Source organism: Xylella fastidiosa (assembly GCF_011801475.1).
Lineage (GTDB): Bacteria > Pseudomonadota > Gammaproteobacteria > Xanthomonadales > Xanthomonadaceae > Xylella > Xylella fastidiosa.
In genome coordinates, this window is sequence record NZ_CP044352.1 from 1,105,763 (window position 1) to 1,128,704 (window position 22,942).

Here is a 22,942-nt window from a genome sequence, read left to right on the forward strand (position 1 = left end):
ACTGCGTTCCTGTCACTGGACCACCTGCTATGACACCGAATATTCATCACGACAAAATTCTTATCCTCGATTTCGGCGCACAGTACACCCAGTTGATTGCCCGTCGTATCCGTGAAATTGGTGTCTACTGCGAAGTGTGGCCCTGGGATCACTCCCCTGAAGAGATTCTGAGCTTCGGGGCCAAAGGTATCATCCTCTCCGGTGGCCCTGAATCGACCACATCCCCGGGTGCGCCTGCAGCACCGCAGCACGTCTTTGATAGTGACTTACCAATCTTCGGTATTTGCTATGGCATGCAAACCATGGCCGTACATCTTGGGGGTGCGACCGAGGCAGCCGACAAACGCGAGTTTGGTCATGCCTCGGTCCAGGTGATTTACCCGGATACCTTGTTTTCCGGCTTGTCCGATCATCCCTCTGAGTTCCGTCTGGATGTGTGGATGAGTCATGGTGACCATGTTTCACGCGTCCCGCCCTGCTTCACCATTACAGCCGCCACTGACCGCATCCCCATTGCGGCGATGAGTCGCGAGGATAAGCGCTGGTATGGCGTGCAATTCCATCCGGAAGTGACCCATACCTTACAGGGACAGGCTTTATTGCGCCGTTTTGTGGTTGATATATGTGGCTGTCAGACGTTATGGACCTCCGCTAACATTATTGAAGACCAAATCGCTCGTGTGCGTGAACGTGTCGGTTGCGATGAAGTCATTCTCGGCCTGTCTGGTGGCGTTGATTCTTCCGTCGTCGCCGCACTTTTACACAAAGCCATTGGCAGCCAACTGACGTGTGTATTTGTTGATACTGGCATGCTTCGCTGGGGAGAAGGCGACCAAGTGATGGCCATGTTTGCGGAACATATGGGCGTCAACGTGGTACGTATCAATGCGGCATCGCGTTACTTCGACGCACTGCAAGGTGTCTACGACCCAGAAGCCAAACGCAAAATCATCGGCAACCTGTTCATCCAGATATTCGAGGAAGAGGCCAGCAAACGAAAGCAGGCCAAATGGTTGGCCCAAGGCACGATTTATCCTGATGTGATCGAATCGGCCGGCAGCAAAACCGGCAAAGCCCACGTAATCAAAAGCCATCACAACGTCGGCGGCTTGCCGGAGCAGATGACCCTGGGTATGGTCGAACCATTACGTGAATTGTTCAAAGATGAAGTGCGCCGCCTTGGCGTTGCACTGGGCCTGCCCCATGCCATGGTATATCGCCATCCATTCCCAGGACCTGGCTTGGGCGTGCGTATCCTTGGTGAAGTCAAGCCGGAGTATGCCGAGTTACTGGCCAAGGCTGACTCGATTTTTATTGATGAACTTCATCAAGCCGACCTGTACGACAAGGTCAGCCAAGCCTTTGCAGTCTTTCTTCCGGTGAAATCAGTTGGCGTTGTTGGTGATGCCCGTGCGTACGAATGGGTGATTGCACTGCGCGCGGTTGAGACCGTTGATTTTATGACGGCACACTGGGCACCACTGCCGTATGACTTCCTGAGTACCGTCTCCAACCGCATCATCAATGAACTACGCGGCGTGTCCCGCGTTGTCTACGATATTTCCGGAAAACCGCCAGCCACGATTGAGTGGGAGTGAAATCGTGTCCCTTCTTGCTTAAAGTCCCTTCTTGCTTAAAAAAGAATCAAGACAGCACATGCACATCGTTAACGCACAGGTGCCTTACGCTGAGCGGTGCATTTTCATTGAGGGTGGTACTGCTGTCATATTGCCGTTTCTCAATGTCGCCAAAGGCACTGACAAAAACACTTCTTGCTACGAACTCTTCCTGGATACGAACGCGCTGACCAATGTGCAGTGGTTCGCGCAGTTGCCCGAATACATTCGAACGCGCAGTGTCATCAATCCTTGGTTTGCATTGCAGGAACAGTGGCTCTCTAACCCGGAATTTAGAGCATCGCCTACGAATCGCATTGAGGCGATGATTCAAAAGTTGGCAAAGTTAGGGATGAGATTCCGCGAGCAGTATGCACAGCAGCAGGTGCGCTTGCTGCGTAACAACGATGCAGTACTACGCCGCCATTGCAGCATCGTTGTTTGCTACGTCGTGATAATGAAGTCGCTGCTGACGCAACAGCTCCCTGCGGAGCAGCTGTTGCAGCATCTTGAGCACATCGTGCAGCAGGACATCCCAAGATCCCCAGCGCTCATCACGTTGACAGCGTTGGGGACGTTGTTGAAGGGCCACCAGTCGCTCAAGTTCACTGATGATCCCAAGCCTGCTTTCTCTTACCTAGAGTCGTTTCTCGCTTTCCAGCCAGGGCGGAAGGACGAGACTGATCATATGAATGTCCCCTATTTACGAAACCGCGCGTTCGATCTCAATTTATGGCTCACCCTACCCGTATTGCGCCAACACGGCTATCGCTTTGAGGGGGTACCGGCGATTGTGACTGGGGATCGCGTATTGCATCGCTTGATTCTTCGGGTCATTCCGCCTTTTGGGCACAAGAAACCAATCATGGCTTTCGGACTTTTAGAAGAGGGGCTGCCGAGGTGTTTATGGGAAAGAGTCAGAGCCATCAGTGGCTCCGTTCAGGTCCGTGGCGAGCCGACGCACAAGGAGCATTTGGCACGCATGTCAACTCTCTTCGACCTGGCGAAGGCGTGCTGTGCAGATGAGCGTGAGCGGGATGCACTGGATGAGATGTTTTCACAGTGGTGGCGTCCGGGTTTCGACAAACAGATCAATTTCTCTTGAGCCTGCTCATCAGAGGCTGAGTGTGACCTTCGCCATTACCCTACGGCGTGAGAAGGGAAGCGTGGGGCACAGGTCTCTCACATCTATAACTGCGTCGCAGCGGTCGAGAAAAGCAAAAGCTGGGGTACTGCGGGTTTACCGAGTGCTGGGTCGTGGCCAATGTGGGACGGCTGGACATGGCACAGGTCCGCAGTGCGTCATCATTCACCGGCTGCGTTGATTCGCTTGCTGCGTTATCGCTCAGGATGGGTGAGATACGAGGATGTTTGCTATCCCATGTGATCGCTGACAGCGATTGCTGCAGCTCCTATACCCTATGCACCTAAGTATGTAGGGGGAAGAGAGCAATAAAAAGACAGATTGCATCACTAGGTGATGGCTGACTCGTTACTGTACAGATAGCTCACCTGTACTGCGGGGTTGCTCACAGAAATTCACTATAAGGTTAACCAGAGTGAGCTTGCCATTGCGTTGTTGCAGATGATGGCCGTGTTTGGGAGAAGTAACGATGGCACAATGAGCATCTAGTTCCCTGACGGTTGCCATGATCATGGACGAAAGCAAAGTGTTGGTGAATGAATTAGTGGATGCGGCTATTGATCGGACTGTGTCATTGGCTCATTTGTTGCGTTTGGCGTTGGTGGTTGCCTCGCGCTTGGAACTTCCCGAGCTGGTGGCATGGATCAACAGAGAACTGAACGGCTACTCGTCCGATGACGTTCCTGACTATCGGCGGGTATCGTTGCAGTGGATGGTCGAGGATCCAGACAATGGCCGGGTTCCTTTCTTTCCTCCTCCTAAGATTGCTAAACAGGGCTCTCAAGACCCTATAAAGCAGTCGGTTCATGTGCTGATCCAGATGACTCAGGAACCCCCGGGGACGAGCTTCAGTTATTTCCACCCTGAGTTAGAGTGCCGGTTGCCAGAGGTGATGCGAGGTTCCTTCGGAGAGGATGTGCGTCTGGTGCGCGTGTTATCGAACCTACAGGCGCATGGAATCCTCGAAAAGGTGCGTGACAAGGTGCTGCAATGGGCACTCAATCTGGAGGCTAAGGGGGTGCTTGGCCAGGGAAGGCTCTTCTCGCCGCAGGAAAAGCAGATTGTGAAAAACGATACTGTTAACGTCGGAGGCGTTAAAAATTCCACTGACCAAATCAGGGCGATGGGTTCTCATGACGCCCATACTCATACTCACACGGTGGAAGACATCGACGCGTTGTTGCCGTTGATCGGATGTCTGCGTAAAGCTATCGACGAAGGGACTCTCTTACAAGATATTCACCACACGTTGCAAGCTAATCTAATGACTTTGCAAGCGCAGGCCATTTCATCAAAACCGGAATGGCCCGCCATAAAAATGCTCCTGCATAGGATCAAGGCCATGTTAGATAACTCAGATGTGGCTGCGACAGAAGTACTCTCCCATCTGAGAGCCATTCGGTGATGCCAATGGCGCTTGGCTTCTCTATCGTCATTCCCTCGTTGTGCTGCCAAGTCTCGGATTGTCTGGCAGCGCTAACCAAGTAAATCACGTTTGGAGGCAGGCAACGTTCATCGTGGATGTTCTCTAACGGTGTACCGTTTTTGCAATGTCAACCTCTTCTTTAGGGTTCCGATGACCGCAGTTGGATACATCCTTAGGAGGTAACAGCTTGGCTAAGAAGTGGCCAGTATGCGAGTGAGGATGCGCAGCCACCGTTTCAGGAGTGCCGGCCACCAGGATTTCACCACCGCGTCCGCCTCCTTCTGGGCCGAGATCAATGACCCAATCCGCCGTTTTGATCACATCTAAATTATGCTCAATCACGATGACCGTATTCCCTGCATCGCGCAGTTTGTGCATTACTGCCAGCAGCGCTTCAATGTCGTAAAAATGCAGCCCAGTGGTTGGTTCGTCAAGGATATACAGCGTGTGTCCGGTGTCGCGTCGTGACAGTTCTTTGGACAATTTGACGCGCTGCGCCTCACCGCCTGATAGCGTCGTCGCACTCTGGCCGAGTTTGAGGTAGCTCAAGCCTACATCTACCAAAGTTTCCAGCTTACGTGCAATTGCTGGTACTGCTTCAAACAGTTTTAAGGCATCTTCAACGGTCATCTCCAGCACGTCGTTGATGTTATATCCCTTGTATCGTATTTCCAGCGTCTCACGGTTGTAACGTTTGCCATGACATATATCGCATGGCACGTAGACGTCGGGTAAAAAGTGCATTTCAACCTTAATCAGCCCGTCGCCCTCACACGCTTCACAGCGCCCGCCGCGCACGTTGAAGCTGAAACGTCCTGGAGAATAACCGCGCGCGCGCGCCTCCGGAACCTGCGCAAAAAGCTCGCGTAACGGGGTGAACATGCCAGTGTAGGTTGCTGGGTTGGAGCGTGGCGTGCGTCCGATCGGTGATTGATCAATGTCTACCACTTTGTCGAACAGCTCTAGACCATCGACTGATGCATACGGCGCAATGGGATGAGAAGCACCATTGATCTCGTTTGCGGCTAACGTAAACAACGTGTCGTTGATGAGCGTCGATTTACCGGAGCCGGACACCCCAGTAATGCAAGTAAACAGACCCTCAGGGATGTCAAGATTAACGCCTTTAAGGTTATTACCGCAGGCGCCGCGCAGGTGCAACATCTTCGTGGCATTGGGGGGGTGGCGCTGTTTGGGGATTTCAATCCGGCGTCGACCGGATAAGTATTGGCCAGTCAAGGAGCGCGGCGCGGCCATAATCTGTTCCAACGACCCCTGAGCACAGATCTCACCACCATGCACACCGGCACCGGGACCAATGTCGAGAATATGGTCGGCTTGGCGGATGGCGTCCTCGTCGTGTTCAACGACAATCACCGTATTACCAAGGTCGCGCAACCGAGTTAGTGTACCGAGCAGGCGTTCGTTATCACGCTGGTGCAATCCGATGGAGGGTTCGTCCAGCACATACATCACTCCCACTAGACCAGCACCGATCTGACTCGCTAGGCGGATACGTTGTGCTTCACCACCAGAGAGGGTATCGGCCTTACGCTCCAATGTTAGGTAGTCCAGACCAACATCGACCAGGAAGCCGAGACGCTCCCCGATTTCTTTGACAATTTTAATTGCTATCTCACCACGCCAGCCTGACAGGCGTAGCGTTTTGAAGAATTCCAATGCGTCATTAATGGGCAGCACTGTCAGCTCAGGGAGCGTCCGATCGGCAACAAATACATTGCGTGCGGCGCGGTTCAGACGTGTGCCGCCGCACTCCGGGCAGGTCCGCGTACTGACGTACTTGGCCAGTTCCTCACGTACGGCAGCGGATTCTGTCTCACGGTAGCGGCGCTCTAGGTTCGGCACAATGCCTTCAAAGCGATGTTTGCGCTTGGTACGCCCTCCAGCCTCCGTCAAATAGGTGAAGTTGATCTGCTCATCGCCACTGCCGAACAGGATGGTATGACGGATCTCTTCAGGGAGCGATTCCCATGATGCGTCAATGTCGAACGTATAGTGCTTGGCGAGCGAAGCGATCAATTGAAAATAGTAAGCGTTGCGGCGGTCCCAACCACGCACAGCACCAGCTGACAGTGAAAGATCTGGATGTATGACGACCTTGGCCGGGTCGAAGAACTCGGTGACTCCCAGACCGTTGCACGCGGGGCACGCCCCCATCGGGGCGTTGAAGGAGAACAACCGTGGCTCTAATTCCGGTAGCGAATAATCGCATACTGGACAGGAGTACTTAGAGGAAAACAGGTGTGGTGTGGCTGTTGTTGTGTCCAGCGTTTGGACCGAAGCCATCCCGTTGCCCAACTTCAATGCCGTTTCAAAGCTTTCCGCCAAACGTTGCTTGATGTCTTCACGTGGGCGAAAACGGTCAATGACTGCTTCAATCGTATGCTTTTGACGCAGTGTCAGCGTTGGCACCGCGTCGATCTCATACAGTTCGCCATCCACGCGCACGCGCACAAAGCCTTGTGCACGCAGTTGTTCGAACACTTGGGTATGTTCACCCTTGCGCTCACGTACCACAGGCGCCAACAGCATGTAGCGCTGCTCTGGATCCAAGGTCAATACGTGATCCACCATCTGGCTCACTGTTTGTGCTTCCAGCGGGTAATGGTGCTCCGGGCAGCGCGGCTGTCCGACACGTGCATACAGCAGACGCAAATAATCGTAGATTTCAGTGATCGTACCGACGGTGGAGCGGGGGTTATGCGAGGTCGACTTTTGTTCAATTGAAATAGCCGGAGACAGCCCTTCAATATGATCCACATCCGGCTTTTCCATCACGCTCAAAAACTGCCGCGCGTAGGCCGACAGTGATTCGACATAGCGCCGCTGACCTTCAGCGTAGATCGTGTCAAATGCCAACGATGATTTGCCAGAGCCTGAGAGGCCGGTGATGACGATCAGTGTGTTACGCGGTAGATCGAGATCCAGATTCTTAAGATTGTGTGTCCGCGCGCCGCGGATACGGATGAGGGCCGTCACGATGGGGTATCCGGAATGCAGGTCAGTGGCGGGGCACTGATGGATGATAGTTTAGATTGGAAAGCATAATGAATGATGAGTTGCAGAAATTCTCCACGTGTTTTATGCCCTCCATCATCAACCGCCTAGAGGAATGAGTTGAATCCAAATCGAACGTTGAGGATGCCAAATGCCATTGGAAACCCTCAACTCTACTTTAGTCCCATGTCTGAGCTTGACTGAAACGCAGCGACTTCTTTCCTTTTTTTCGGAAAAACGCTAGGATCTGTGCCCTTCTGTCTGTCCAGATTCTGGAGACAGCGGCCACAATAACGACATTAAAAAGGAAGGAATGGTCATGTACGCAGTACTGGTCACCGGTGGTAAGCAATATCGCGTTGTTCAGGGGGAGACGCTTCGGGTTGAAAAGCTTGATGTCGAAACTGGGGGCGATGTGACTTTTAACAGCGTCCTGTTGATGGGTGGTAGCGATGGCATCCACGTGGGCGAAGCCTTGAAAGATGCCTCTGTCACTGCAAAGGTTGTGGCCCATGGCCGCGCCCGTAAAGTGAGAATCATCAAATTCCGCCGTCGTAAGCATCACATGAAGCATCAAGGGCACCGTCAGTATTACACGGAAATCCAAATCACTGGTATCTCCGGCCCCGCTAAGCAGTAATCGATAAAAGGAGCGAATTTTTCATGGCACACAAAAAAGGCGTAGGTTCCTCGCGTAACGGCCGCGACTCTAACCCGAAATACCTTGGAGTCAAACTCTTCGGTGGACAAGCCATTGAAGCCGGGAACATTATTATTCGCCAGCGTGGTACGCAGTTTCATGCGGGTGACGGTGTTGGTTTGGGGCGCGACCATACGTTATTCGCATTGGTGAATGGTACGGTTGAGTTTTCGATCAAAGGCCCGAAAAAGCGTCGTACTGTCAACGTCATTCCGGCGTAAATCTCAAATCAGTAGTATTCGACTGTAGAATAGGTCATGGCTAAAGAGGCCCCGCTATAGCGGGGCTTTGTCTTCTTTGTAAACCTGTTACGTGTTTGCGTGCGGTTCTGTACGTATAAACTGCTTGGTTCCATCGTCTTTCGCTTTCCAATTCCGAATCCGTATTCCATGAAGTTTGTCGACGAAGCAGAAATTCAAGTGATCGCCGGAAACGGTGGAGATGGTTGCGTTAGCTTCCGCCGCGAGAAATTTATCCCTCTTGGTGGTCCTGATGGTGGCGACGGAGGTGATGGTGGCAGCGTCTGGCTAGTTGCCGATGAAAACCTCAATACCCTGGTGGATTTTCGTCACGAACGTATTTTTAAAGCGCAACGCGGTGTGAATGGAATGGGCCAGCAGATGTACGGTAAGGCTGGCCAGGACAAAATTATCAGCGTGCCGATTGGGACCGTGGTGATCAATGTCCAGACGGATGAGGTCATCGGCGATATGGTCCGTCATGGTGATCGCTTACTGGTGGCCAAGGGAGGCACAGGCGGCTTAGGTAATATGCATTTCAAAAGCTCGATCAACCGTGCTCCACGCCAAGCAAGGCCTGGAGAGCAGGGCGAAGAGCGTACCTTGAAACTGGAACTCAAGTTGCTTGCTGATATTGGGATGCTTGGTTTCCCAAACGTTGGCAAAAGCACCTTCATTCGTGCAGTCTCTGCTGCCACCCCGAAAGTGGCTGACTACCCATTTACCACGCTCTATCCCAACCTGGGCGTGGTCAAAATTGAAGCCTACAGCAGCTTCGTGATCGCTGATGTTCCTGGCTTGATCGAAGGAGCCGCTGATGGTGTAGGGCTTGGCATGCAGTTCCTGCGTCACTTGCAGCGTACTAAGTTGCTGCTGCATATGGTGGATATTTCCGCAACTGCTGATGCTTACGGTAACGAAAAAGTGGGGGTAGGTCTGTTACCCATTGAGCAGGTTCGTAAACTCGAAATCGAACTCGAACGCCACGACCCAGCATTGCTAGATAAACCGCGCTGGCTAGTGTTGAACAAGGCTGACTTGATGCCCCAGGAAGAGGCCCAGGCCCTAGCAGAGGCACTGATTGCCGAGCTTCGTTGGACTGCGCCCTGGTACCTTGTGTCTGCTGTGAGCCGTGAAGGGACTTGGCCAATTATGAAGAGTGCAATGACACTTTTTGAGCATCAGCGCGAGGTGGCCGCTGAGCAAAGAGTAAGCAGCAGATGACGCAGGGAAGGTGCCCTAGAGGGATTTGCCTTTTCATCAATCAAACTGGCCGTACCCTGTTCTATAGGGAGCTACGGCCAGTGCGATGCATCGCTCCCTGCTGCGTCACCCCATCAGGCGGTTTTCAGCGCTTTGATACGGGCCGTCAACCGACTCTTATGGCGGGCCGCCTTATTCTTATGAATCAACCCACGGGAGCTGAAACGGTCAAGGATTGGTTGGGCAACAGCGAAAGCGGTCTCGGCACCAGCGATATCTTTGATGCTGAGAGCCTTAATTACTTTTTTGACGGCAGTGCGCAACATCGAACGCTGCGCCGTGTTCCGTTCATTACGCACAACGGTCTGCTTAACGCGCTTTTTGGCGGACTTGATATTGGCCACAGAAATGCTTTCCTCAGAAATCCATTGATGAAAAATTAGACCGACGATTATGATTTTCATGAATATCTACGTCAAGCTCCACGTACACAGGAGTCAACGATGAGCAAGCCCCATCTGCTTCGAGGATTGCTCTCCTTCAGTACCATGACCACCATTTCGCGTGTGCTGGGCTTGGTGCGGGACCAAGTGATTTCCGCCCAGTTTGGTGCCAATGCCATCACAGACGCCTTCATGGTGGCATTTCGTGTCCCCAATTTCCTGCGTCGCCTGTTTGCCGAAGGCTCATTCGCGACGGCCTTTGTCCCGGTATTTACCGAAGTCAAAGAAACCCGCTCACACACTGATCTACGCGCACTGATGGCACGGGTTTCTGGCACCCTGGGCGGCGTCCTATTGGTCGTGACTGCATTGGGACTGTTATTGGCACCCCAGTTGGCTTGGCTATTCGGCACTGGCGCCAATACTGACCCGGCAAAACAGGGATTGTTGACGGAATTATTTCGGCTGACCTTCCCATTTCTGTTTTTCGTTTCCCTGACTGCGCTGGCAAGCGGTGCACTGAACAGCTTCCAGCGCTTTGCAATGCCGGCGCTGACCCCCGTCATCCTGAATTTGTGCATGATTAGCAGTGCCTTGTGGCTGGCGCCACGACTGCAAGTGCCCATCCTGGCCCTGGGGTGGGCCGTATTGGCTGCCGGCATCCTGCAATTACTGTTTCAACTTCCGGGATTGCGTCGTATCGATCTGCTCACCCTGCCACGCTGGGGCTGGAATCATCCTGATGTGCGCAAAATCCTCACACTGATGGTGCCCACCCTGTTTGGTTCTTCCATTGCTCAAATCAACTTGTTAATGGATACCTTCATTGCTGCCCGACTGAGCGACGGCTCCCAGACCTGGTTGTCACTGGCTGACCGCTTTCTGGAACTGCCACTGGGTGTCTTCGGTGTCGCCTTAGGCACCGTTATCTTACCGACCCTGGCACGCCACCACGTCAAGACCGACACCGCCAGTTTCTCCAATGCCTTGGACTGGGGACTCCGCACCACCTTACTCATTGCAGTCCCGGCGATGCTGGCCTTACTGCTGCTGGCTGAGCCATTGGTGTCCACACTATTCCAATACCATCACTTCACCGCCTTTGATGTCCGCATGACGGCCCTTTCAGTCTATGGATTGAGTTTGGGCCTACCTGCCTTCGCACTACTCAAAGTGGTTCTTCCCGCGTTTTACGCACGCCAAGACACCAAGACGCCAGTGCGTGCCGGCATTGCTGCCTTGCTTACCAATATGCTGTTGAATTTTGCATTCCTAGCATTGCTGTACCAGCTGATGGTTCCCGACGCCCTGAAAGCCCAAGGCATCCTGGCCGCCCTGGGCCAACAGCCGGGATTGCATCTGGCCCTAGGCATCGCCAGCGCCTTATCCAGCTACCTCAATCTTGGATTGCTCTGGTATTGGCTCAGCCGCAGCAACATCTACACTCACTCCCCAGGGTGGAGGCCATACATGCTACGTCTGACACTGGCATGTGCCGCAATGGCTGCAGTCCTACTGGCACTGATGCACTGGCGAACCGATTTCCTCACTATGGACCGTTGGCAAAAGATGGGTTGGTTGGCGATTCTGGTGAGTGCAGGGGGAGGGACCTACCTGGTGACTCAAGTCCTCCTAGGCTGGCGCCTGCATCACCTGCGCCCCAGTGCCTGAGCCATTGCAACGCGCACCACTTTGGCAACCTCATCCTTCAGCGTGCCCAAACGAAATGCGCGATGCTCCTCGGCCCTGGTGCAGAAGCCCAGTTATACTTCCTAAAAGCGACGCATCACCACGCCCGGCGATCGCCACATCCGGGCTTTTGGGATTGATTAATGGGCAGCGTGTTTAGACATATCGAAGGCGGGATGCTGTTCCCGCAAGGAAGTGTAACCTGCATTGGTGCTTTTGATGGCCTGCACCTGGGGCATCGTGCCCTTGTACGTCATGCCTTACAACGTGCAACTGCATTGCACCTGCCCACCGTTGCCCTGAGCTTTGAACCGCTTCCACGTGAATACTTCGCCTCCACCACCCCGCCCCCGCGTTTGACCCTGACACGCGCCAAAATTCAGGGCCTGCACCGCTTCGGTGCTGATAGCGTCGGCTTACTACGTTTTGACAGCCGCTTGGCATCCATGAGCCCTCAAACCTTTGTCGAGCGTGTTTTGCTCGGACGCTTGGGAGTGCGTGAAGTGCTGATCGGGCCACAGTTCCGCTTTGGACATCAGCGCAGCGGTGATATCGCCTTATTGCAGCGACTGGGCCTGGAGCACGGTTTTACAGCCACCGAGATCCCACCCTTACACCTGAATAATGAACGCATCTCCGCAACAAAAATCCGCGCCTTGCTGGCAGCGGGCGACTTTGCTCATGCGGCCGAACTACTAGGCCGACCTTACATGATCGGTGGCCGCGTCGTGCGCGGCCAGCAGCTTGGCAGCACCCTAGGCTACCCGACCGCGAATCTGCGTTTCCCCCATCCCATCGCACTGTCCGGCATTTATGCCACCTGGGTGCATGGCATCTTCGAACAACCCTGGCCTTCCGTCTCCAGCTTCGGCACCCGGCCCACCGTCGCCGGCGTGGAACCACTCCTAGAAGTGCATCTATTCGACTTCCACAGTGACCTCTATGGACGTCGTATCGACGTCGAATTCATCGCCAAACTACGTGACGAAGAAACATTCCCCGACCTCCACACAATGACCACACAAATACATCGTGACGCCCAACAGGCGCGCCACATCCTTTCCGAACATCGATTGCGAGCCACCGCGTGAGCCAAGACTACAAAACCACCCTGCATCTGCCCGCGACCGACTTCCCCATGCGTGGCGACCTCCCCAAACGTGAACCGGCCATCCTCGAGCGTTGGGAACGTGACGACTTCTACGCACAACTGCGCGCCCATGCCAAAGGCCGCCCCCTGTTCCTCCTCCACGACGGCCCACCCTACGCCAATGGCCAGATCCACCTTGGCCATGCCGTCAACAAAATCCTCAAAGACATCATCATCAAATCCAAACACCTAGACGGCTTTGACGCACCCTACATCCCAGGCTGGGATTGCCACGGCTTGCCGATTGAAATTGCCATTGAAAAAAAATACGGCAAAGTCGGCGTGACCTTGGATGCCGTCCAATTCCGCCAAAAATGCCGTGAATACGCTGCCGAACAGATCCAATTGCAGCGTCGCGACTTCAAACGCCTCGGCATCATCGGTGACTGGGACGCCCCCTACAAAACCCTTGATTTCCGCTTTGAAGCCGATGAAATCCGCGCCCTTGCCAAAATCGTTGACAAAGGCCACTTAATCCGTGGTACCAAACCAGTGCATTGGTGCTTTGATTGTGGCTCAGCACTGGCTGAAGCAGAGATCGAATACACCGACAAAATCTCCCCAATGGTGGACGTTGCCTATCCTGCCCTGGACCCCAGCGCCCTGGCAGCCGTATTCAACGCCACACTCCCCCCTGATGTACAACTTGCCGTCCCCATTTGGACCACCACCCCGTGGACACTCCCCGCCTCCCTGGCCATCTGTGTTGGACCAACCCTGGACTACGTCCTGGTTGAAGGACCGACCCACTCCGGCCAGCGCCGCTGGCTCATCCTGGCCGAAGCACTCGCCGCCAAAGCACTGGCACGCTACGGCATCGCCGAACTGCTCATCCATGGCAGCGCCAAAGGAGCCGCCATGGAGCAGCACATCTTTGCCCACCCGTTTTATCCCGATCGCACCATCCCCCTACTGCTTGGCAACCACGTTTCCGCCGAAGACGGCACCGGTGCCGTCCACACCGCCCCTGGCCACGGCCAAGAAGACCACCAAGTCTTTCAACAATACGGATTACTCAATCGCTACAGCGCTGCCGAACTCAACCCCGTCGACGCCCGCGGCGTCTACCTGTCGACAACCCCACCATTAGGTGAACTAACACTGGCCGGCCTGCATATCTGGAAAGCCAACCCACTGATTGTCGACGCCTTACGCCTCCGTGGCGTCCTCCTTGCCGCCGCTGAAATGCATCATAGCTACCCCCATTGCTGGCGCCACAAAACCCCCATAGTCTTTCGCGCCACCCCCCAGTGGTTCATCTCTATGGAACAAGCGGCCCTGCGCTCAGCCGCCCTCAAGGCCATCACACACGTCACCTGGTATCCCCAGTGGGGCCAAGCCCGCATCCTCAGCATGATAGAAAACCGCCCCGACTGGACCATCTCCAGACAACGCACCTGGGGCGTCCCGATTCCCCTGTTTGTACACCGTCACAGCGGAGCACCCCATCCACACAGCGCCGCATTGATGCGCCAAATTGCCGACCGCGTCCAACAACAGGGCGTTGACATCTGGTACTCCCTGGACCAAACCGAATTACTCGGCACTGAAGCCGATCAATACGAAAAAATCACCGATATCCTTGACGTCTGGTTTGATTCCGGCATCACCCATGAAGCAGTGCTCCTTGAGCGCGGCCTCCCTAAACCCGCTGACCTCTACCTCGAAGGTGCCGACCAACACCGCGGCTGGTTCCAATCCTCCCTCCTCACCGGCGTCGCCATGGACAACGCCGCACCCTACAAACAATGCCTGACCCACGGTTTCACCGTCGACCAACACGGCCGCAAAATGTCCAAATCACTGGGCAATGGAATCGAACCCCAGGACATCATCAAGACATTGGGCGCCGACATCCTGCGTTTGTGGATTGCCTCCACCGACTACAGCAACGAAATGTCCCTCTCCCAAGAGATCCTCAAGCGCACCACAGATGCCTACCGCCGCATCCGCAACACCGCCCGCTTCCTCCTCGGCAACCTGCATGGCTTTGACCCCACCCTACACCTCGTGCCCCTGAGCGACATGATCGCCCTGGATCGCTGGATCGTTCACCGCGCCTTTGAACTCCAACAGACCATCAAAGCCGCCTACACCCGTTACGACTTTGCCGAAATCGTCCAAACAATATTGAACTTCTGCAGCGTCGACCTCGGCTCACTCTACCTCGACGTCACCAAAGATCGTCTCTACACAATGCGCGAAGACGCCCCCGGTCGCCGCTCCGCACAGACCGCCATGTACCATCTCACCGCCGCCTTTGTCCGATGGATCGCCCCCATACTCAGCTTCACCGCTGACGAACTATGGTCCTACTTACCCGGTGACCACGCCGACAACGTCCTCTTTACCACCTGGTACGACGGCCTCGCCCCCTTACCACCCAACGCCCCCCTGACCGCTGCCGACTTCGACAAACTCCTCACCTTGCGTGACCACGTCACCAAAGTACTGGAACCCATGCGCGCCAACGGCGTTATTGGCGCCGCATTAGAAGCAGAAATCACCGTCGCTGCCGCTGCCGACACTGCCGCCCGCTGGCAACCACTCACCGAAGAACTCCGCTTCCTCTTTATCACTGGAGATGTCACCGTCACCCCGGCCAACACCGATGGCTTCTTTGTCAGCGCCCAAGCAACCACCAAAGCCAAATGTGCCCGCTGCTGGCATTACCGTGCCGACATAGGCGCTCACCCAACCCATCCCGAACTCTGCGGACGCTGCATCACCAACGTTGACGGACCAGGAGAACAGCGCCATTGGTTCTGAAGACACCTTTGCACTCAACAACATCCCTACCCACAGCAACAGGCCCCTCAGACCGCATCACCACCCACCCGGGTGCCCCTCCCCACACCTTCGCAACACACCACCACACCCCAGCCCCACAACGACTGACCACCATGACCAGACCCACCCACCCCAACGCCCTGATCTGGTTACTGCTTTCCATTGCCATCATTGCACTGGACCAAGCCACCAAAGCCTGGGTACTCACCAGCCTCCCCGAATACATCCCCGTCCCCGTCATTCATGGATTCTGGAACTGGTACCGCAGCTACAACACCGGCGCCGCCTTTAGCTTCCTCAGCGACGCCGGCGGCTGGCAAATGTGGCTCTTCATTGCATTAGCCCTTGGCATCAGCGGCCTACTTACCTTCTGGCTCTCCCGTACCCCACGCCGCGAATGGCGCAGCGCATTGCCCTATGCACTGATTATTGGCGGAGGCATCGGTAACGTCATTGACCGCTTCCTCCATGGCCACGTCGTCGACTTTATCCAATGGTACGTCGGCTCCTACTACTGGCCCTCCTTTAACCTTGCAGACTCAGCCATCGTCGCCGGAGCCATCGGTATCGGCCTACTGAGCCTATTTGACAGCAAACACTCCCCCAAAACCCCATAATTTCCGTTCCTACCCCCTTCCTGACATCGCGCCCCACCATCCCATGGAAACCACGCAATGAAAGTTCTGCTCGCTAATCCGCGCGGCTTCTGTGCAGGCGTTGATCGCGCCATCGAAATCGTTAAACGCACCATCGACATGCTGGGAACCCCCATCTACGTCCGTCATGAAGTCGTCCATAACCGCTTTGTCGTTGATGACCTAAAACAGCGCGGCGCCATCTTCGTTGAAGAACTCCACCAAGTCCCCGATGGCGCCACCGTCATTTTCAGCGCCCATGGCGTCTCCCAGGCCGTACGCCGCCAAGCCGCACAACGCGGCCTAAAAGTCTTTGACGCCACCTGTCCCCTCGTCACCAAAGTCCACCTAGACGTCGCCCGCCACTGCCGTACTGGACGCGACATGATCCTCATCGGCCATGCCGGACACCCAGAAGTGGAGGGCACCATGGGTCAATGGGACCAAGAGCGCGGTACCGGTCGTATCTACCTAGTGGAAAATATCGACGATGTCGCCACCCTCCATGTTGCCCAACCCCACCATCTGGCCTACACCACCCAAACCACCCTCTCCGTTGACGACACCCGCAACATCATTGACGCCTTACGCCAACGTTTCCCAACCATCCAAGGACCCAAAAACAATGACATCTGCTACGCCACCCAGAACCGCCAAGATGCAGTTCGCGAACTCGCGCGCGAATGCGACCTAGTCCTCGTCGTCGGCTCCCCAAACAGCTCCAACTCCAACCGACTCAGCGAACTCGCACAACGCGAAGGCGTTGCCTCCTATCTCATCGACAGCGCCGCCGAAATTGACCCCGCCTGGGTCATCGACAAACACCACATTGGTGTGACCGCCGGCGCCTCCGCCCCTCAAGTCTTGGTTGACGGCGTCCTAGCACGCCTCTACGAACTCGGCGCAACCAGCGTCTCCGAACACAGCGGCAAACCAGAATCTATGGTCTTTGCCCTCCCCAAAGCACTGCGCCTACAACTCGTGGATTAAACACACTGAATTGAACACTTGCCGATAGAGCACGGCAGCATAGACCGCCCCCTCCTCATCCACAGCGCCCCTGCCAATGACCCCGCCTGAGTGATCAACAATCATTGATTTAATCCTTTATAATCAATCATTTATATTGATTCCATTCCGCAATAGGCGTTACAACTGTCAACGTAAGTCACTGAATTTATTAGACTGTAAAAACCTATTGCGGAAATCTTTTTAGGGGTTTCTGTTGTTTCCGAACCCCCCGCGCAACCCAGATGCGCCAACCCAGCATTGATAGTCTTTAGACCTTCCAAAAGCACGGAGCCTGCAACGGCTACATAGATATTGCCCGTGCCCCGCGCCGTTGACCCGCCACAACCACCCACCCTAAAATCCCACCTTTGCGCCACTGTCGCACACTTGCTACAGTCCATCGCCCAGCCCTGATCCTGATGTGCCGCGCCTCGCCCCTGAGGCCCACACCAAACAGAGCAGCGCCCTGTCAAGGCGCGCCCACAGTACAGCCATGATGTAGAGACACTCCTGTATTTGCCGGTGTAGCTCAGTTGGTAGAGCAGCGCATTCGTAATGCGAAGGTCGTAGGTTCGACTCCTATCTCCGGCACCACCTAAAAATGACCAAGGCAGCCCCAGCGGCTGCCCTCATGGCCTTGCGGCTGGCCCCCGAAGTGGCATCAGCTGCATGACGCCGCCGACACCGACAAAGAGAACCTCACCGTGACAACCGAACACTGCTTCATCGGTGTCTGCTTCATCCCCCTTGATGGCAGCGGCCAGACATTCTTTGGCTTCTCCCAATTCCTCACCGGCCTGGCACTCATGGTCTTGGCCTGGACGATTGCCGATGTTCGCTACCGCTTCCGCATCCAAGTGGCTCCCCTCCCACTGCTGCGCATGAGCTTTTACGTCGTCGCTGCCATTGGCCTACTCACCCTGCTGACTGATCTATGGCGTGCCGAACAGTGGCTGGTGCCGCGCGGCATCCTGCTCACCCCGGCAGTGTGGCAAGCCCTTCTTGGCGGCGCATTCCTGCTGACCATCCTGACCTGGGCCTGGTTAGGCTTCATCCGACCACCGACCTACGGTCAGTACAACGCCAAGCGCTTTGGGCAGACCCTGTATCGCATCATCCTCAATGGCTCCCCGACAGAACTCGCAGTGATCGCCGACGAACTCGCCCGCTCAGCCCAGGCACTGGTCCAACATGCCACCAACAGGTACAGCCTGCACAACGGTGAGCGTATTGAGTGTGAAGAAGAGGATCAGTAGGACCTCCCGCAGTTGAACAGAGACGCCAACGGCCTATTGCAGCTCATCGCTGACAAAAGGCTGTGCCGTGCCATTGTCGCGGAGTCACCACGCACGGCACTGGCCCTGTTCCAAGCAATCGCCAACACCAGGAAATATGGCATTGAGATAGAGAGCTTCGCCCGGAATATCTTCCATGAGGCGCTGGATAACAAGGACTCCTTTCTCTATCAGGAGGCTGATGGCCACGCATCGGGCCTGATCGGTGATCACAAGCCCTTCACTCAGGCGATGTTCGCCAACTATGAGATGGTCGTGAACATCAAAACTTTCCTTCTCCCTGACGAAGACGCCATGCGGAAATGGGACGCCGCGCAGTGTGAGATCTACTGCAGGGTGGTGTTGATAAGCTTTCGCAACTACATCAGTCAAGCGTATCGAGGCGATTCCTCCGAGCTGTCTTGGGCCATGGGTGAAATTACAATTGCTGCCTCTGATCTCTGCACGTTGAACGAACGCAGCAGTGCCGGTGATAGCGATGTGTTACGCCGTCTTGCTCTTGTGATCCAGTTCATCAAAGACGCGGTCAGGATTCTCGACCAGGAGGGAGTTCCTGACCACGTCCACATTCGTGTGAGAGTGGGCGACGACTCTCTGCCAGTCTTGTACGGTTACATCGTCACCATGATTGACACGGTGATCTCCTATACTTTGAAAGTCAGCTCGCCAAAGCTCGTCCGGGACATTCAGTACAAATCAGTGTGGACTAAGCTGTTCTACCATTCTACTTTTAATGGTCCCGCAGGTCAGGTGGTGGCGTTTAAGCTGCGCCGCCGTCTATACAACCAGATTGCTGGCATTCGGATTGATGAGATGGGGTGCTTACGGAACTTCCGAGGAGCAAAGATTCTCCGCTTCTGCCTGAACGTGCTGGCGCTTGCTGTTATACGGGGGAACGACTACAAGAGCGACCGAAGATTTCATTACCGAGTACTTCACAGAGCTGTGTTGGCCTGGACGAAAAAGCACTTCGTCTGGCTACATAGCCACCACCCACGCCTTGCTGAGAGCTGCTTGGGAAACCACATCACCTACGACGCAGAGCACCTACGCTTGGCCTACACCCATCCTGCCAAGGGGTCGATAGGCAACGTGAGCTACCTCGCCCTCAATCCCGCACCCCCACCCCCGGAACCAGTCGCTGCTTCCGCCGTGCCCAACGCCTAGCCCCGACCTTACCCAGCCAGCCCCTACCACGTCTGGGTCCAGCATCGCCCGAAGTCACTCCCATCCCCTCCATCCTCCTACAGCTAAGGCACTGCCGTTCACTGCACCGCCGTCTGTACAACCAGAGGGCTGACATGCAGCACTTCCCGAACGTCCCAGAAGAAATGCCTCTCGCTGCTACCTCAACCTGCTGGCACTGACTGCCACACCGCAGTAACGACACCAAGAACAACCGATGACTTCACCACCGATCCCTTCATAGGCCCGTTCTGGCCCAAGCAACACTGACCTGGCCACAGACGCATCCCCGCACACAACAACACGTGCACACCCCGTAACAATGCAATGTTTTTGATGGATGGCTCACACGTCCACCTGCGGCAGCCCGTGTATCCGTATAGGCACATCCCCACCTACCAAGCATCACCCAAGCCTCTCTCCCGGCTCTGCGCGTCCGGTGTAGAGCGGGATCAATTCCCGCTCCGCGTTGCTGTAGCGGACCATTTTCCCCGCACGATGCTTCGAGAGTGCGGCAGACGTTGGCATCATGTGATCCCCTGAACAGTTGCCTGCTCGCCTCCTCTGCTTGTTTGACTTGAATGCCCACGCCTGCCTCCCCTGGAGGCGCTTTCTTGTGCGTCTGCGCACTCATCATCATCTCCCTGTCCTCACCTTGGCACCTAGCTCGCCTAGGCGATAGCAAATCATCTTTGGAGCCACGCAAACCAATGCGGACCGTCGCCGTGACAGCGGTACCAGGCAAGCGGCGTGTAAAGGATGGGCAAGATCTCGGCTACCTCCTGATCCCCAGGTACGGCACAATGCGCACCTGCCGAAGCCTCATGTGAAGGTTGTAAGTTCAATTCCTATCACCGGCACCATGCTGTAGCAAAAAAGTGCCCTTGAAGCCGCCGCCTTCTTGCTGTCAAGCCTGAGCTGCGTTTCGTGGCAGTCACATCTATTTTTATGGAAGCGCAACAGGAGCGGTCATGCTGAAGAAACTGATCAAGGTCAATCATGTTGGCTTGCTTCGTAACGGAGTGCCGCCTACTACCCCCACGCCCTTTGGCCCTGTGACGTTGTTCTATGCCGAGAACGGGCGCGGCAAGACGACCGTTGCGAATATTCTTCGCGCCGTGACCCATGGCGAAGGCAAAGACGAGGTGCTTCAGAAGGCACGCACGATCGACGCTGACGAGTCGCCGTGTATTGAACTGCTATGGAACGATGGCAAGACGGATAAAAACCTCACTCTGCATCACGGCCATTGGACCGGTACACCGCCGGACATTCTCATTTTTGATGCCACCTTTGTTGACGACAACGTCTACTCCGGCCAGGAAGTGCGTCCCGAGCATCGCCAGAAATGTCTCCAATTTGTCCTCGGTGAGGAGTCTGTCAAGTTAGAGCGGGAGATCGTCAGGCTGGCAAAGGAGATTGCTGACGAACACCGCAATATCAAAGAGATAGAGCAGCGGATTCGGGCCTATAGTAAAAACATGCCTATTGCGGATTTCACCAGATTGATACCTGTGACCGATGCTGAGGCAAAGATTGCCGCACTCCGTACCCAGAGAGAGGCGGTGCGCAATGTGCCCGCCTTATTGCAACGCCATGCACCGCAGCCATTACCGCAACATTGAATGCAACATAGACGCCTTTTTCAGCATCATCCAGTCCACGTTTGATGACATCCGTGCTGATGCGGAGGAAATTGTCCAAGCACATTTCCAGCGGCACCAGCAGCCACCAGGGATTGAAGCGTGGGTGATGCAGGGGCGGGAATTCAACCCGGAACAGGGGTGCCCGTTCTGCGGTCAAGAAGTGACAGCCACAGCCCTCATCAAGGCTTATGAGACCTACTTCAACACCGCCTTCAAGGCGTTCATGAAGAACGTTGCCACGCTCGGTCCCGGGGTGGAAACGCGTTTTCCAGAAGCCTGGTTGGAAAAGATAGCTGACCGCATACAAGGCAATGACGCCTGCGTCGCAGCATGGAAAGATCAACTGGACCTATCGAGTCCCTTCTTCGACAACCCGCGTGCCACAGCGACATTCACGCGTCTGCGGACAGTGGGCCTTGCGCTTGCCCAGAGCAAACAGCACAGGCCGTTAGATTGTGTCGGAACCACCCAGGACAAGGCCGACATGGTTCGGCTTCTAGACGAGTTGAGAGCACAGATTGATGCCTATAACGCTGCTGTGGCACAGATCAACAGGCGCATCACTGATTTCAAACAGACATTGGCAGAAAGCACCCCCGCAGCGCTTGAAGCCTCTATTGCCACGCTTGAGATTGGCATCGTCCGTCAATCTACGGAGGTTGTCCAAGCAATCACTGCGTATCAAGCGGCCAAGGCCAAGAAAGAGCAGCTTGAGCGTGAAAAGAAGAACGTGCGTGCCGCACTTGATGCGCGATTGCCGGAACTTTTGAGTGTGTACGCATCCAAAATTAATCAATTTCTCCGCGATTTTGGCGCAGCTTTCTCCATCAAAGAATTACAGCAGAGTATGCAAGGTGGCACGATGCGGGCCAGCTATGTTCTGCAGTTGCGTGGGAAAAAGGTTGCCCTGGGCAGGCGAACCGACTCAGACCCAGGCTTCCACAGCGTGTTGAGTGAAGGCGACAAGCGCACCCTGGCGCTTGCATTTTTCCTGGCGCGTTTGTATGTCACCCCGGATGCACTCGTCGGCAAGAGCGTCGTGCTGGATGATCCTATGTGTAGTTTCGATATGACAAGGCGCAAAAAGACGATGGAGTCCATCGCAGATCTTGTAAAACAAGGCGTTCAAGTCGTGGTGCTTTCACACGATGCCTACTTCTTGCGTGACCTACGCAACTTGCTTACTGGTCCGCGTTACAACAAGGTTTCTGTGAACGTTCACCATATCAAGCACACCAAAAATAACGACTCCCAGATTGTGTCTGACGCGGATTTGGACTCCATCTGTCAGTCCGACTACATGCGCAGATATGCTCGGGTGGTCGCTTTTGTGTCTGGTACCTATGAGGGGACATTGGAGGAGGTCGCATCTGCGCTCAGACCACTTGTCGAAGGCTTTCTCAAGCATCGCTTTGCGCCACCGTTGCTGCGGCAAAATCTGTCACTTGGTCAAATGATTAGCGCCATCCGCGAGGCGACCGATGATTCCCCGTTGGTGCTGGCCAAGCCTTATGTTGACACGCTTGAAGAATTCAACGCCTTCGCAGTGCAACCGCATCACGATGACCTATCATCCCTTTCCCCAATGAATGATGGGGAGCTCAGTCGTTATGCCCGGATGGCATTAGAACTCATCTACGGGGGTTCTCTTCCTCACTGACTGACGGACAACCGCTGCGCACTCTTTAAGCAACACCAAGCCTTGCGTGACCATGACAGACAGGCTTGTTCACACAAACCTTGGTTGATTTG

19 protein-coding genes and 1 tRNA gene are annotated in these 22,942 nt (G+C 55.0%); 17 read left to right on the forward strand and 3 right to left on the reverse strand.

The window, feature by feature from the left end; all coding sequences use genetic code 11:
* Positions 1–29: 29 nt before the first annotated feature.
* From guaA to F7G16_RS04845, 3 genes are all read left to right on the forward strand, one after another.
* The gene (guaA, locus tag F7G16_RS04835; protein ID WP_004088421.1) at positions 30–1,598 is read left to right on the forward strand and encodes a glutamine-hydrolyzing GMP synthase; all 1,569 of its coding nucleotides are present in this window, start codon (positions 30–32) and stop codon (positions 1,596–1,598) included.
* A 58-nt stretch (positions 1,599–1,656) separates the two neighbouring features.
* Positions 1,657–2,721, forward strand: a complete 1,065-nt coding sequence (locus F7G16_RS04840) for a hypothetical protein (RefSeq protein ID WP_004088418.1) — start codon at positions 1,657–1,659, stop codon at positions 2,719–2,721.
* Between the two features lie 544 nt (positions 2,722–3,265).
* Positions 3,266–4,165, forward strand: a complete 900-nt coding sequence (locus F7G16_RS04845) for an AbiTii domain-containing protein (RefSeq protein ID WP_012382682.1) — start codon at positions 3,266–3,268, stop codon at positions 4,163–4,165.
* A 123-nt stretch (positions 4,166–4,288) separates the two neighbouring features.
* Here F7G16_RS04845 and uvrA read toward each other — a convergent pair whose 3' ends face one another.
* Entirely contained in the window at positions 4,289–7,186 is a 2,898-nt protein-coding gene (uvrA, locus tag F7G16_RS04850) for an excinuclease ABC subunit UvrA (RefSeq protein ID WP_004088411.1), read from the reverse strand.
* A gap of 337 nt (positions 7,187–7,523) precedes the next feature.
* Here uvrA and rplU point away from each other — a divergent pair, with 337 nt between their 5' ends.
* The 3 genes from rplU to obgE all read left to right on the forward strand — a co-directional run bounded on the left by rplU (position 7,524) and on the right by obgE (position 9,367).
* Entirely contained in the window at positions 7,524–7,844 is a 321-nt protein-coding gene (rplU, locus tag F7G16_RS04855; protein WP_004088409.1) for a 50S ribosomal protein L21, read from the forward strand.
* A 23-nt stretch (positions 7,845–7,867) separates the two neighbouring features.
* Positions 7,868–8,125 (forward strand): 50S ribosomal protein L27, encoded by a 258-nt coding sequence (rpmA, locus tag F7G16_RS04860; RefSeq protein ID WP_004085949.1) that lies wholly within the window; start codon positions 7,868–7,870, stop codon positions 8,123–8,125.
* A 168-nt stretch (positions 8,126–8,293) separates the two neighbouring features.
* On the forward strand, positions 8,294–9,367 hold the full coding sequence (gene obgE, locus F7G16_RS04865; RefSeq protein ID WP_004088406.1) for a GTPase ObgE: 1,074 nt from the start codon (positions 8,294–8,296) through the stop codon (positions 9,365–9,367).
* A 113-nt stretch (positions 9,368–9,480) separates the two neighbouring features.
* Here the strand turns inward: obgE and rpsT are convergent, their stop codons facing one another.
* Positions 9,481–9,750, reverse strand: a complete 270-nt coding sequence (gene rpsT, locus F7G16_RS04870) for a 30S ribosomal protein S20 (protein ID WP_010894866.1) — start codon at positions 9,748–9,750, stop codon at positions 9,481–9,483.
* 99 nt (positions 9,751–9,849) lie between these two features.
* Between rpsT and murJ the strand changes: the two genes are divergently transcribed.
* The 8 genes from murJ to F7G16_RS04905 all read left to right on the forward strand — a co-directional run bounded on the left by murJ (position 9,850) and on the right by F7G16_RS04905 (position 19,526).
* Positions 9,850–11,460 carry a murein biosynthesis integral membrane protein MurJ gene (murJ, locus tag F7G16_RS04875; RefSeq protein ID WP_004088402.1) on the forward strand — a complete coding sequence of 537 codons (1,611 nt, stop codon included), beginning with the start codon at positions 9,850–9,852 and terminating at the stop codon, positions 11,458–11,460.
* Between the two features lie 161 nt (positions 11,461–11,621).
* Entirely contained in the window at positions 11,622–12,569 is a 948-nt protein-coding gene (locus F7G16_RS04880) for a bifunctional riboflavin kinase/FAD synthetase (protein WP_011098115.1), read from the forward strand.
* Positions 12,566–15,397 (forward strand): isoleucine--tRNA ligase, encoded by a 2,832-nt coding sequence (gene ileS / locus F7G16_RS04885; protein ID WP_011098114.1) that lies wholly within the window; start codon positions 12,566–12,568, stop codon positions 15,395–15,397. Before F7G16_RS04880 ends, ileS begins: the two co-directional genes overlap by 4 nt.
* A 134-nt stretch (positions 15,398–15,531) precedes the next feature.
* Positions 15,532–16,035, forward strand: a complete 504-nt coding sequence (gene lspA / locus F7G16_RS04890; protein ID WP_004085935.1) for a signal peptidase II — start codon at positions 15,532–15,534, stop codon at positions 16,033–16,035.
* Between the two features lie 57 nt (positions 16,036–16,092).
* Entirely contained in the window at positions 16,093–17,043 is a 951-nt protein-coding gene (ispH, locus tag F7G16_RS04895) for a 4-hydroxy-3-methylbut-2-enyl diphosphate reductase (protein WP_004088396.1), read from the forward strand.
* A gap of 539 nt (positions 17,044–17,582) precedes the next feature.
* Positions 17,583–17,658, forward strand: a tRNA-Thr gene (locus F7G16_RS04900).
* A gap of 110 nt (positions 17,659–17,768) precedes the next feature.
* The gene (locus tag F7G16_RS12105) at positions 17,769–18,320 is read left to right on the forward strand and encodes a hypothetical protein (protein WP_012382680.1); all 552 of its coding nucleotides are present in this window, start codon (positions 17,769–17,771) and stop codon (positions 18,318–18,320) included.
* 12 nt (positions 18,321–18,332) lie between these two features.
* A complete protein-coding gene (locus F7G16_RS04905; RefSeq protein WP_012382679.1) occupies positions 18,333–19,526 on the forward strand; it encodes a hypothetical protein in 1,194 nt (397 codons plus the stop codon).
* 423 nt (positions 19,527–19,949) lie between these two features.
* On the opposite strand, the gene F7G16_RS12530 is transcribed toward F7G16_RS04905, so the two are convergent.
* Positions 19,950–20,072: a hypothetical protein gene (locus tag F7G16_RS12530; RefSeq protein WP_256626253.1), complete on the reverse strand. Its 123-nt coding sequence runs from the start codon at positions 20,070–20,072 to the stop codon at positions 19,950–19,952.
* A 53-nt stretch (positions 20,073–20,125) separates the two neighbouring features.
* Between F7G16_RS12530 and F7G16_RS04910 the strand changes: the two genes are divergently transcribed.
* The 3 genes from F7G16_RS04910 to F7G16_RS04920 all read left to right on the forward strand — a co-directional run bounded on the left by F7G16_RS04910 (position 20,126) and on the right by F7G16_RS04920 (position 22,850).
* Positions 20,126–20,374 carry a hypothetical protein gene (locus F7G16_RS04910; RefSeq protein WP_155115075.1) on the forward strand — a complete coding sequence of 83 codons (249 nt, stop codon included), beginning with the start codon at positions 20,126–20,128 and terminating at the stop codon, positions 20,372–20,374.
* Positions 20,375–20,515: 141 nt separating this feature from the next.
* Positions 20,516–21,169: an AAA family ATPase gene (locus F7G16_RS04915; protein WP_004088385.1), complete on the forward strand. Its 654-nt coding sequence runs from the start codon at positions 20,516–20,518 to the stop codon at positions 21,167–21,169.
* A complete protein-coding gene (locus F7G16_RS04920; RefSeq protein ID WP_160176399.1) occupies positions 21,141–22,850 on the forward strand; it encodes an AAA family ATPase in 1,710 nt (569 codons plus the stop codon). The genes F7G16_RS04915 and F7G16_RS04920 overlap by 29 nt, the downstream gene beginning before the upstream one ends.
* Positions 22,851–22,942 lie beyond the last annotated feature (92 nt).

Coding starts and splice junctions, on each gene's coding strand:
- guaA (WP_004088421.1), top strand. CDS start 30: ATGACACCGAATATTCATCACGACAAAATTCTTATCCTCGATTTCGGC.
- F7G16_RS04840 (WP_004088418.1), top strand. CDS start 1,657: ATGCACATCGTTAACGCACAGGTGCCTTACGCTGAGCGGTGCATTTTC.
- F7G16_RS04845 (WP_012382682.1), top strand. CDS start 3,266: ATGATCATGGACGAAAGCAAAGTGTTGGTGAATGAATTAGTGGATGCG.
- rplU (WP_004088409.1), top strand. CDS start 7,524: ATGTACGCAGTACTGGTCACCGGTGGTAAGCAATATCGCGTTGTTCAG.
- rpmA (WP_004085949.1), top strand. CDS start 7,868: ATGGCACACAAAAAAGGCGTAGGTTCCTCGCGTAACGGCCGCGACTCT.
- obgE (WP_004088406.1), top strand. CDS start 8,294: ATGAAGTTTGTCGACGAAGCAGAAATTCAAGTGATCGCCGGAAACGGT.
- murJ (WP_004088402.1), top strand. CDS start 9,850: ATGAGCAAGCCCCATCTGCTTCGAGGATTGCTCTCCTTCAGTACCATG.
- F7G16_RS04880 (WP_011098115.1), top strand. CDS start 11,622: ATGGGCAGCGTGTTTAGACATATCGAAGGCGGGATGCTGTTCCCGCAA.
- lspA (WP_004085935.1), top strand. CDS start 15,532: ATGACCAGACCCACCCACCCCAACGCCCTGATCTGGTTACTGCTTTCC.
- ispH (WP_004088396.1), top strand. CDS start 16,093: ATGAAAGTTCTGCTCGCTAATCCGCGCGGCTTCTGTGCAGGCGTTGAT.
- F7G16_RS12530 (WP_256626253.1), bottom strand. CDS start 20,072: ATGCCAACGTCTGCCGCACTCTCGAAGCATCGTGCGGGGAAAATGGTC.
- F7G16_RS04910 (WP_155115075.1), top strand. CDS start 20,126: ATGCCCACGCCTGCCTCCCCTGGAGGCGCTTTCTTGTGCGTCTGCGCA.
- F7G16_RS04915 (WP_004088385.1), top strand. CDS start 20,516: ATGCTGAAGAAACTGATCAAGGTCAATCATGTTGGCTTGCTTCGTAAC.
- F7G16_RS04920 (WP_160176399.1), top strand. CDS start 21,141: ATGCACCGCAGCCATTACCGCAACATTGAATGCAACATAGACGCCTTT.